This is a genomic window from Streptomyces sp. NPDC054841 (genome assembly GCF_053611045.1).
This window is the reverse complement of the sequence record NZ_JBSGZO010000297.1, coordinates 1-10930: the sequence shown is the minus strand read 5'-3', so window position 1 is coordinate 10930 and position 10930 is coordinate 1. Positions and strand designations below refer to the sequence as shown.

The 10930-nt window shown below is 69.1% G+C and carries 11 protein-coding genes; 4 read left to right on the top strand and 7 right to left on the bottom strand.

Going from position 1 to position 10930, the window contains the following annotated elements; all coding sequences use genetic code 11:
* The first annotated feature begins 183 nt into the window (after positions 1-183).
* The gene (locus ACWGI8_RS30205) at positions 184-870 is read left to right on the top strand and encodes a pentapeptide repeat-containing protein (RefSeq protein ID WP_453665687.1); all 687 of its coding nucleotides are present in this window, start codon (positions 184-186) and stop codon (positions 868-870) included.
* A gap of 6 nt (positions 871-876) precedes the next feature.
* Here the strand turns inward: ACWGI8_RS30205 and ACWGI8_RS30200 are convergent, their stop codons facing one another.
* The 6 genes from ACWGI8_RS30200 to ACWGI8_RS30175 all read right to left on the bottom strand — a co-directional run bounded on the left by ACWGI8_RS30200 (position 877) and on the right by ACWGI8_RS30175 (position 4287).
* Positions 877-1746, bottom strand: a complete 870-nt coding sequence (locus ACWGI8_RS30200; RefSeq protein WP_453665685.1) for an aKG-HExxH-type peptide beta-hydroxylase — start codon at positions 1744-1746, stop codon at positions 877-879.
* A gap of 90 nt (positions 1747-1836) precedes the next feature.
* Positions 1837-2013, bottom strand: a complete 177-nt coding sequence (locus ACWGI8_RS30195) for a hypothetical protein (RefSeq protein WP_453665684.1) — start codon at positions 2011-2013, stop codon at positions 1837-1839.
* A 98-nt stretch (positions 2014-2111) separates the two neighbouring features.
* Entirely contained in the window at positions 2112-3143 is a 1032-nt protein-coding gene (locus ACWGI8_RS30190; protein WP_453665682.1) for a methyltransferase domain-containing protein, read from the bottom strand.
* Between the two features lie 153 nt (positions 3144-3296).
* Positions 3297-3443 (bottom strand): hypothetical protein, encoded by a 147-nt coding sequence (locus tag ACWGI8_RS30185; protein WP_453665681.1) that lies wholly within the window; start codon positions 3441-3443, stop codon positions 3297-3299.
* A 422-nt stretch (positions 3444-3865) separates the two neighbouring features.
* Complete coding sequence (locus tag ACWGI8_RS30180) at positions 3866-4075, bottom strand: hypothetical protein (protein ID WP_453665679.1); 210 nt, start codon at positions 4073-4075, stop codon at positions 3866-3868.
* Positions 4072-4287: a hypothetical protein gene (locus ACWGI8_RS30175; RefSeq protein ID WP_453665678.1), complete on the bottom strand. Its 216-nt coding sequence runs from the start codon at positions 4285-4287 to the stop codon at positions 4072-4074. The genes ACWGI8_RS30180 and ACWGI8_RS30175 overlap by 4 nt, the downstream gene beginning before the upstream one ends.
* A gap of 140 nt (positions 4288-4427) precedes the next feature.
* On the opposite strand from ACWGI8_RS30175, the gene ACWGI8_RS30170 reads away from it, so the two are divergent.
* The 3 genes from ACWGI8_RS30170 to ACWGI8_RS30160 all read left to right on the top strand — a co-directional run bounded on the left by ACWGI8_RS30170 (position 4428) and on the right by ACWGI8_RS30160 (position 7194).
* Positions 4428-5606 (top strand): helix-turn-helix domain-containing protein, encoded by a 1179-nt coding sequence (locus tag ACWGI8_RS30170; protein WP_453665676.1) that lies wholly within the window; start codon positions 4428-4430, stop codon positions 5604-5606.
* A gap of 242 nt (positions 5607-5848) precedes the next feature.
* Positions 5849-6592, top strand: a complete 744-nt coding sequence (locus ACWGI8_RS30165) for a hypothetical protein (RefSeq protein WP_453665675.1) — start codon at positions 5849-5851, stop codon at positions 6590-6592.
* Between the two features lie 17 nt (positions 6593-6609).
* The gene (locus tag ACWGI8_RS30160; protein WP_453665673.1) at positions 6610-7194 is read left to right on the top strand and encodes an HD domain-containing protein; all 585 of its coding nucleotides are present in this window, start codon (positions 6610-6612) and stop codon (positions 7192-7194) included.
* A 374-nt stretch (positions 7195-7568) separates the two neighbouring features.
* Here the strand turns inward: ACWGI8_RS30160 and ACWGI8_RS30155 are convergent, their stop codons facing one another.
* Entirely contained in the window at positions 7569-10700 is a 3132-nt protein-coding gene (locus ACWGI8_RS30155) for a sacsin N-terminal ATP-binding-like domain-containing protein (RefSeq protein WP_453665671.1), read from the bottom strand.
* Positions 10701-10930: the final 230 nt, after the last annotated feature.

The following is a 10930-nucleotide window of genomic DNA, read 5'->3' as shown; positions in this document are numbered from 1 at the left end:
GAATACGCCCAGTATGAGGACGACCCTCCGCCTTGCGATGCACCGCATCTGACGCCGCGCGCTGATCCACCGGGGATTACGGGACAGCCCTTAGACTCTGGAGTCTCTCCGCGCCGCTGTCGAGAGGTTGACTCACGCCTGCGGCACAGAATTCACTCGACTCCGAGAATGGATCGACCCCACATGGCCCAGGTCACTCGGCAAGGCGGCCGGATTGCGCGCATCAAGAATCCCACAGCGCCGAGGGTGCCGATTTCTCTGCGCCCAGCAGAGATGCCGAGAGACAGCCTGGAAGAGGATGCCATTGTTAAGGGTGTCAGGTACGACGGCACGCCTTTCGTCGGCCTTGGCATCGAGGCCGTAGAGGCTGAGGGGTGCGTGTTCGAGAACTCTCGCTTCAATGGAACGCACCTGCTCAGAAGCCAGTTCAGCGACTCGCAGTTCAACACGTGCGACTTCGCCGAGGTGAGTGCACAGGATGTTTCTTTCATCCGGTGCACCGTTAGCGGAAGCCGCATTACAGGCTCGTCATGGAAGCACGGTACTTTTCGGGACGTGCGCTTCGAGGGGTGTATCACCGCTCCCGCGATGCTTCGACACACGAAGCTCTACAGTGCCGTATTCAGCGACTGCAAGATGGTCGGAGTCGACCTTCAGTCGACCGAGATGCACAACGTGAAATTCGAGAACTGTGACTTGACCGGGGCGCAATTCGCCAACGTGAAAGTCGGCGTTGTGCGGTTCGAGAATTGCACACTCATCGACGTCGGCGGGGCGGCGAGCCTCAAGGGGGCAACCGTGCAAGGCCCAGGGTCGATGGAGCTGGCCCTGAGCCTTGCACGGGAAGCGGGAATCTCGTTCGAGCCGTAGTCCGCGTCAGGCAGCGACGGACGGCTTGTACCCGGCGTACCTCGGGCTGGAGATCGCACGGGCCGTGTGCTCGAAGTCGATGCTCGCGGCGAACTCGGACAACTCGTCGAGCAGCACCAAGCCGTACTGGGTGAAGAACGGGCGCTGCTTCTTCAGGTCCTGGCAGGCGTCGCGCAGCGACTCGGTGTAGAGATCCACGAGGGTCGTCACGCCGCGCCGGTGCTGCATGAACATCAACGGGACCGTCACGATCGCGGCGTGGAACGCCTTGTCGAGGGGGCGCTTCTGGCCGATCTTCACGGCGGACAGCGCCAAGCGCTCGTCGGCCTCCAGATCGGTGGACGGGAGGGCGAAAGTCCCGTACACCTTGTCGCCCACGAAGAGATTGAGGTGCATGCTCTCGTGGACGAGACACATCGCGTAGTCGAGAACCTCCCACGCCGCTCCGGGGCTCATGACCACCACGCCCGGGATGTGCGAGGCGGAGCCGCCTCCGTCCGCGCCGCTGTTGAGGATCACGAGGTCGGTGACCAGCAGATCGACCATGCGGCGGAGGCCGGGGCTGATCTCCTGGATGATGTCGAGGGCCTCACTGACCTTGGTTTCCCAGCCCTCCCGCGTCGGTCCGTCCGTGGGACCGGCGTCCTTGAAGATGCGCTCGAAGATGCCGTTGTCGGTGCAGAATTTCGCCCACGCGCCATCCTCGTAGGAGGTGGCAATCCCCTCGGCCTGGGGCGGCATGGGGCGAAGTTGCGGGTTCGAGATGGCTGCCCTGTAGGCCCCGTGCAGGCCCTCGGCGTCCGGGTACTCGCCGGTCACGGCATGGATCAGCCGGGCCACGTTCTCGTAGGTGTGGCCGATGTTCATGAAGTGCATGAGAGACCTCTCCGTTGATGGGACGTGTGCCCGGAGCGGCGGAGGACCGCTACGGGCACACGCCAGAACGTCAGCGCTTCAGGCAGGCGGTCAGGAGGTCCAGCCGCCCATCATGCAGCTGTTGGCGTCCTCCTGGGACCGCTGGACGGACGCCTGCACGCTGGTCGTCAGCTCCGTCGAGTCCTCCTTGACGGCCGCCACGATGGCGGACAGGTCGATTCGTTCCACGGCAGCCGTCTCGGCCGGTACGGTCTTCATGGGGCTCATGTGTGTCACTCCTTCTGTGCGATCGAATGGTGCACTGCCCTTGCTGACCCGTCCTGGTCGTCAACTGTCGAAGGAAAGCGGCCAGGACGGGGGTCTGGTTACCCGCCCTGGCGCACAGGGACGGGGTTGGCCGGCTCGTCGAGCCACACCTCGTAGGTGGGCCCGCCCCGGGTCGTGAGGCCGAAGCGTTCGAAGTCGGGTCGGTCCTGCTGGTGCCACCACCAGTAGGCGCCCTCGAGTTCATCCCAGAGCTTCCGCTGCCCGGCCTGGGCAACCTCGAACTCCGTGCGGTCCTTCGCGTAGTCCGCAGTGGCCCAGCTCGTGACGCCCGTGTCGAACAGCCACAGGCGGTAGGAGCCGCTCTCGCCCCAGGTGACGCGGCAGTAGAGGTCCGGCACCTGCACGCCGATGGCGAACATGCAGATCCAATCACCTACGTCGTCGGGCGACAGGGCTGTCTTCGACCTCGCGGCGTCGAGCGGCCACTGTGCCGGGTCGAGAAACCGGTCCGTGGGCGGCAGGCTCTTCCGCTGTTGCCGAAGCCGCATGAACGCAGACGAGCCGATGAACCGCCCGCTCGCCAGGCCCGCTTCGTCCACGACGAGACGGGCGACTGCCTCCCCGCCGTACACCGGCCCCCACGGCGTGACGATGATTGCCCCTGGGCGTAGCTGCCCGATCCACTGGGAGGGGACGGTGCCCACCGAGGCTGTGGCGATGATCCGGTCGTACGGGCTGCGCTTGCCGTAGCCGACCGATCCATCACCGATGACCACTTCGGGGGCGAAGTCGGCGGCGAAGAGCCGGCTTCGAGCCTCCTTGGCGAGGGAAGGGTCGACTTCGACGGTAACGACGTTCTGATCCCCGAGCCGATGGCAGAGGAGAGCTGCGTTCCACCCTGTTCCGGTGCCGATCTCCAAGACCCGGCTTCCCGGCTCGACGCTGAGGGCGTCGAGCATCGAGAACACCATCGTGGGCATCGAGGACGACGACGTGGGAGTTCGCCCCTTCCCAGGACCCGTGTACGCGCCGTCGTCCCACTGCGTCGTGATCGGCGCGTCGGAGTAGACCGCCTTCCACCACATGCCGGGGCTCTCCGACCGGACCACGCGGTCGTCCTGGCGGTTCATTCCGGCGCGACCCGGCCAGATCGAATCCGGAACAAACCGGTCTCGGGGCACGGCATTGAAGGCCGGAAACCAGTCGGAGGTGAGTGCGCCCTTGTCAGTAAGTTCGCGGGCCAGCGCGTCCGGGCCGACTTCTACCATCGTCTCGGGGACCATCTACTTGCCGTCCGCCGGACGCTGGCCGTCGTTGGTTTTGCCGCCCTCGTCGGAACCGCCTCCGCCGTGCTTGTTGCCGGAGTTGCTGTCGTCCTGCTGGCTTCCACCCTGGCCGCTGCCCTGGCCTCCGCCGTGCCGTCCGCTCATGTTGTCCTCCGTGCTGCTATGAGTGATTGGCTTGCGTCGTGCTGGTCCTACGATCCCGCCTCGGCCGCCGGACCTGCCCGTCTCGGGGGATGGCCAGGCGGCTGGGGCGGGGCTTGCGACCCGCCTCCACGAGGCTCATTACCTGGCGGGGGAACCGAGTTCGAGTCATCTCGTGGAGACGGGAATCTGGGGGCTGTCCTTGCTGAAGACGTAGTGCTGGATCATGTGGCTCAACTCCGCGATGCAGTCGGCGCATCCGTGCATGGGCGCATGCATCCCATCAAACTGCGCTGGTCCGATCCAGATAACAGGGATCCCAGCACGGCGGCAGTACAGCCAGCACATACCGATATCCCAGGCCAGTCCGTCCGAGGACTGGGAGGGTGCCGGCGGACTGGTCCGCGGATGTACCGCTGAGCCGTTCACTGCGACTGCTTCCGATGGATGCGGCATTCGCAGGCCGGGAACAGTGTCGGATTCGCCGTGATGCCCAGGTCGATCGTGTCGTCCACGTCGATGCGCGGCTTGATCTCCCGACGCTGCCCACTGGTGCTCCTCGTATAGACCCGTATCCACATGCGGGGTGAGGTCTCCTCGGCTTCTCTCGCTGGAGTGCTCACCGCCCGCGTCACGCCCGCTCCTCGATCCATTCGGCGAGTCGGGCGATCACATCCGCCCTCGCGCATCCGAGCTGGACCATCGGCGTATCGTTCACGGGGTAGGTTCCGCTGAGGCTGGGGAGCGTGAAGCCGGCGTCCCTGAGCGCCAGCGCCAACTTGTCAGCGGCGTCCTGGCCCGCTTCGAGCTCCGTCGTGGTCCTGTTCTCCGAGACGGTGTTCCTCACGGAGACCTCCCTCATCGGCTCGCTGTCTGTAACCAGTCAACTGCGCAATCTCAAGATCAGTTCACACAGATCTTGCACAAGTAGCGTTGGCCAAGGTTCAGTTGAGGGTGTGGGCTTCCTCGACGTGGAAGAGTGAGGCTATGGAGAGCACGCCCGCCGCCGGTGAGAACATCGCGGTACTACGCAAAGCGCGCGGGATCGGCCAAGCCAAGCTCGCGCGCCAAATGGGGATCACGGTCTCATACCTGAGCAAGATCGAGACCGGACTTCGCCCCGCTACGCCACCTGTCGTTGCGGGCGCTGCCAGAGCGTTGCACGTCACCACTGCACGGATCAACGGACAGCCCTTCACCGACCCGTCCGAGCAAGCCGATCTGCTCAACGAACTCCGCGGGGCGGTACGGCGGCACACCTTGCCCAAAGAGGACACCCCGTCACCCGGACGACTCGCTGAGCGACTTGAGAAGGCTGCTCAGCTCCGAGCCGATACGAAATACCTCGAACTTCTCCGAGAACTCCCGACGCTCCTCGGGCAAGCCACGGCCACCGCCCTCGACGCCGGTGGTGACGCCGTGGCCTGGGGCCAAGTGTCGGACCTGTACGGATGTGCCTATGCCGTGGCGCACCGTCTGGCCCAGCCCGACCTCGCGGACATGATCGTGTCGCGGCAGCAGTGGGCGGCGCAGCGCACATGGAATCCCGCTGCAGAAGCTGCGGCGGCCTGGAACGAGGCCGGTACGTATCAGAGTGCCGGTGCTTACGATGACGGGCTGGCGATCATCGAGCGAGCCATCAGGCATTACGAGGGCGCACGGGCCAATGGGTCCGAGTCCGTGATAGTGCTGGGTTCCCTCCACCTTCGTGGGGTTGTCCTTGCATCTCGCCACGAGGACAAGAACGCCACGATGGCGCATCTTCGGCACGCAAAGCGTCTGGCCTCACAACTTCCGCGCGACGCGCTCATGCACAACTTGACCTTCGGGGAGGGCAACACTGCCCTCTACGAGCTCGCGGCGCACATCGAGCTGAAACAGCCCGACAAGGCCGTGGAGATGGCCACCCCGCTGGTCAATCAACCGCCGACAGGGCTCAAGCCAAACCGTGTCGGCCGGTTCTATATCGACCTTGCGCGCGCCCGGCTCGCCATGAAGGACCTGGAAGGCGCCGAGCAGGCCCTCAAGTTGGCTTTCGACGTTGCACCGCAGATGGCCGAGATTCATCCGATGAGCCGCGAGGTGTTGCGGGTCCTCTTCGTCATGCATCAGCGCAGTCGGCCGGAGCTGTTGCGAATGGCGAAGCGGACCGGATTATCCGTCTAACCAGCCGCGCACGAACGAACAATGAGGGGCGGTCACCGAGACCGCCCCTCTTCATTGAGCCGTCCCGTCAGTCGAACCAGCGGTCCCGCGCCAGTTCCTCCGTGCGCGCCAGTTCCTCCGTGCGCGACGGGTCCTCCAGCAGCGCCGCGACCTCGAAGCGGCGTGGCCACTGGCCGGCCGCCCAGGCCAGGCCCGACCTTCACCCCCTCGCCGGATGGGTACACACCAGGGCTACAGCCCACATGATCGCGTGGGCTGTCAACGGCACCAGACCGCCCGCGTTCCGCGCCCTGGCCATGCCCACACGACGTGGCCCGGTAGCCACAGCCCCGACGCTTCCCACCGCAGAACGCGCGGCCTTCTTCGAACACCTGCGGACCGTGGTGGAGGCATCCGCCGGCGGCGGAGACCGGCACGCACTCCTAAGGCGCCAGGCGCTCTATCTCACCTCCTACGACAAGAGCCCCGCGGCCGTCTCCTGGACCGCGCACGCTCTCCACGCCCGGCGCGACGCCCTCATAACGCGCGGATGGTCACCCCATTGGGCAGAGGCACGCTCTACCGCAACCGCCCTCGCTCGCCAGGGAGACCCCCGACCGCTGCTCGACTTCATCGACCGGGCCACGGCTGACGACGACGCCGCGGAGGCTGCGAACCTGAACTACTGGGCGTACTGGCTCGGCGCGGCCAACGGGCCGCAGGCCGACGACCAGTTCATGACCGATCGAGCCCTGACCGGCTGGGACCCCGTCACGCTCCTTCGGCACATGGTCCGAGGCCTCCACCAGGCCCCCGGATACGTCGACCTGTACGCACATACCCTGTGGGCGCTCCTGACGGCCCATAGATGGCTCCAGCAGGCTGCTCCGGACATCGCGGCTGAACTCACCGATCGCACCGCGCTCCTTCTGGACGAGGGCCGGATTTCCTCCCGGGCCAGGACTGAACTCAGCACCGTGCACTACGTTCTACGCGATCACCACTGAACCCCGGAGGGCACGACATGGCCGACGAGACGACGACCGAGCAGGCGAAGGGCACCGCCGGCTTCCTGCTGGAAATGGGGATGCTGAAGAGGGCGAAGCGCTCCGGCTGGTGGATCGCGGGCGTGAAGGACCCCGAGACCATCGCGGAGCACTCCTTCCGAACCGGCATTATCGGGTCCGTCCTCGCGATGATGGAGGGCGCGGACCCGGCAAAGGTCGCGCTCCTGTGCCTGTTCCACGACACTCAAGAGACCCGGGTCAGCGATATCCCGCACATCGGTCGCCGCTACCTCGACGCCGCATCGAACGAGAAGGTCACCGCAGACCAGCTTGCCGACGCGCACCCGGCCGTACGCGCTGGCGTACAGCGCGTCGTCGACGAATACGAGAACGGCGACTCACTCGAAGTGATCTGCGCCCACGACGCCGACAAGCTCGAATGCCTCGTACAGGCTGTCGAGTACCGCGAACAGGGATGCTCGAACGTCCAAGGCTGGATCGACAGCAGCTTGTCCAAGCTCAAGACCGCGTCCGCTCAGGCCCTCGCCGAAGCTGCGCTGAGCATGACCTCTGTGGAGTGGCAGCAGACCTTTCTACGGTGACCACCAGGACGTGACGGACGTTCCCCTTCCTCATGGAGGCGGGCCGTCGGCGCACTACGTGGCCGGCAAGGTGGCTGTCCGTAACTCGACGACCGGTGAGACGGTCGAGTTCACGGCGGGCGAGCGGACCGACTTTCTCAGCGGTGCCACGCTGGGTGAGTTCGCCCCCCGTCTCATTCCCGCGCTGGGGGCACTGGGAGGACACCCGGCACGTGAACCGTTGAGCCGCGAGAAGCCCCAGTCGGCACGTCACCCGCGTGCTGGCCGGGGCTATTCGCCGTCCTGGCGCTCGTCCACTCGGGAAGGGGCGGAGTGGGGCTGCACCCGACATGCGGTTCCGTCGCGCGGGCCCGCCGCGGGCGCACCCGCACCGTTCAGTCGAACCAGCGGTCCCGCGCCAGTTCCTCCGTCCGCGACGGGTCCTCCAGCAGCGCCGCGACCTCGAAGCGGCGCGGCCACTGGCCGGCCGCCCAGGCCAGGCCCGCCGCGACGCCCTCCAGGGTGGCGGCGTGGATGACGCCGTCGGGCGTCCGGCGCCAGTCGAGTTCGACGCCGCCCGCCAGCAGCTCCTCGTGCTCCACGTACGAGGCAGGGGTCGAGGGGCCGAGGAGCGCGTGCACCGACGGGGGTACGTCGTGCTCCTCGCCGACCGTCGTCACCTCGGCATCGACCGCCTCGCTGAGCCGCCCCACCTGGAACAGCTCGGCCAGGTCCGCCGCCCGGTCCGGGGCGACCGGCAGCAGCGGGCGGTTCGTGGTCAGCGGGAGCAGATCGGGGGCGTCCGCGACCAGCGCGTCCGAGGCGTCAACGACCCGCACCTCGCCGTCGACGACCGCGCGCAGCTCGTCCGGGAGCGTCACCTGCTCCGGGTCCAGATCGGCCAGCGCCGTGTAGAGGGCGTGCAGCTGGGACGCGGTCACCGGGCGGTCCGGGTCGGCGAGCCGGCCCAGCAGCTCGGCCGCGCCGCCCGGCTCGCCGAGGAGCGCGGCGACGGACGTCCGCACGCCCAGGGCGTGCAGCACCTGCTCGTCCTCGAAGCCGGTCGCGTCCGCGGAGTCGTACAGGCCGACCAGCAGCGGGTCCCCGCCGGACGCCCGCAGGCCCGCCGGGCGGCGCCCGCCCAGCACCGGGTGGTCGCGCAGCCACCAGGCCGTGTACGGGCGCACGGTCTCCGTCGTACCGTCCGGCAGCAGCACCCGCACGGTCTGCGTGAGCGCGTCCCGCAGCGGCGGCTGTGCGAGCAGCGCGAGCGCCTGCGGCCAGTGGTCGTCGTCGACCAGGTCCAGATCGCGTACGGCGACGATCTCGGTCGCGACCGGCGGTACCGGGGTGTCCGGCAGCCGGTCCAGCACGTCCTCGCACCACACGTCGACCGCGTCGAGGAGTCCGGCGTCGTCGGGCTCGGCGAAGTCCCCGTCGCGGGGCTCCAGTTCGTCGGGGTCGAGGACGACATCGGTGGCACGTACGAGCGCGAAGTTCGCCAGCACCCCGCAGGCGGCGAGCGGCTGTTCGCCCCAGCGCTCGGCCAGTTCGGCGTCGACGAGGGCGAGTTCACCCTCACGCATGACGGACGCGAACGGGCTGCCGGGCAGGACGAGTTCACCCGCGGGTGCCGGCTCGCCGTCCTCGTCGGGCAGCGCGAGCGCACCCAGCCAGGGCTCGTCCCCCGGCTCCAGGTCCGCGTCCCGGACCAGTGAGAGGACGATCTCCGCCAGCTCCTCGCTGTCCGGCGCGTCCTCGTCCCACATCCCGTCGCCGTCCTCCATCGACGCCGCGACGGCGGCCCGCACCTGCGGTGTCGTCAGCACCGCGCGCGGGGTCGCGGGCAGCGCGCCCAGCTTCTCCAGGAGGGGGTGGGCGGCGTCCGGGTGGGCGACCTTCAGCCCGAACCGGGCCAGCCCGGCAGGGGTTTCGGGCGTCGGCAGCAGGACCTGGCGGGGGCCGATGGTGGTACGGGGGGTCCGCCGGGGTTCCTCTTCCTCGCCCGGGCCCGCCAGCGGCACCGGCAGTCCCGACAACCGCTCGGGGTCGACACCCGCGAGGCTGTCGTACAGCCGCCACCACCACGACGGGTCGCGCTCGATCCCGGCGAGCCGGTCGACCGCCTCGGTCAGCGGGACGCGCGCGACCCCGAGGGTGCGCAGCTCGACCCGGCGCTCCAACCCGGCGGGCAGCAACGTCGGCAGCACCTCCGCCATGACGCGTACGGTGTCGGCGCCCGCGCCCTCCACGACCTCGGCCTCCAGCGGCCGCAGCGCGACCAGGTCCTCGGACGGCGCGGCCGGGGCGAGGAACGCGATCCGGGGCAGCAGCTCCAGAATCGCCGCGCGCAGCGCGCCGTCCAGTTCGCCCTTGCCGAGCGGGCCGGGCACCAGGTCGATGGTGCCGGTGCTGACGGGCTGCCAGTCGCCGAGGAGTTCGGCGTACGCCTCCGCCGCGCGCCGCACCAGGAAGTCGGTGAGCGGGCCGGGGGCCGGGTGCCTTCGGGCGGTGTCCAGCGGCAGCGTGGCGATGAGCAGCGCGGGTACGCCGAGAGGTTCGTCCGTCGGGGTGGGGGCGTGGACGACCGGCGCGGTCGCCGGATAGGCCGGCAGGCCCTCCCCGTCCACGGGCACGGCCCAGGTCACCGCCCAGTGCGGCCGCAGCCGCTCCTCGACCGGCCGGCCGGCGAGCAGCGCGGGCTCGATCGCCCCGTGGCGGCTGACGACCCGCCAGCGGTTGACGCCGCGCGCGGTGTCGTCGACGTGGACGTACGGGCCGTGCTCCGAACGGCGCAGCGTCCGTACCCCTTCCGGGGTCTCCACGACCACTTCGCCCAGGCCGGGCAGGGTGAGCAGCAGGGCGTCGTCGATCCCGGCGAGCAGCCGCTCGATCAGGTCCTCGGCGGTGCCGTCGCGCAGTGGCAGGATCACGACGGTGTCGTAGCCGTCGGGGGCGGTGCCCTCGGCGGGCAGCGGCAGCCGCAGCAGCGGTACGTGGCCGTCGCGGCGGCGCAGCTCGTCGCCGAGGCCGGGGCTGGCCTGCGCGGTCTGCTGGGCGAGCTCGCGGGCCTCCGCGAGCGACCACCTGACCCCGCCGTGCCGGCCGACGACGGCGGGCTCGTCACTGACGGCGAGGACCGCGGCGAAGCCGACGCCGAACCGGCCCACGGCGCCCTGGTCGTGCTCGCGCTTGGCCGAGGCCCGCAGGGTGGAGAGCGACTCGACACCTGCGGCGTCCAGCGGCGCGCCGGTGTTCGCCGCCACCAGCACGGCGGGCTCCGTACCCCGGCCGGGCCGCAGGGTCAGCCGCAGCCGCCCCTGCACTTCGGCGCGGGCGGCGGCGTCCGCGGCGTTCTGGGCGAGCTCGACGACGACACGGTCGCGGTAGCCGCCGAGCGCGAGGTCCTCCTCGGCGTTGGCGTCCTCCCGGAAGCGGGCGGGACTGGCCCCCCACGCGTCGAGCACCCCACGCCGCAGCCGCGCCGTCCCGAACGGGTCGGCCCCCTCGGTCGTCCTGACGCTCACGCCTGTCTCCGCTCTCTGTCTCTGCTACCGGTGTACCGCTGAACCGCCGCCTGCGCCGCTCACCGCTGCTCGACGCCGCGGCCCGAAGGTACCGCGTACCGCGGGAAGCTCTTCTCCTCGCCTGCCCCGCACGGCTGGAAAAGACCCCGGAAAAGATTTCAGAACCACCTGCGACCCACACGCCGCAGCCCGCGCGGGTGGCGGCACGGCCCCGGCGGCCGGCCGCCCGA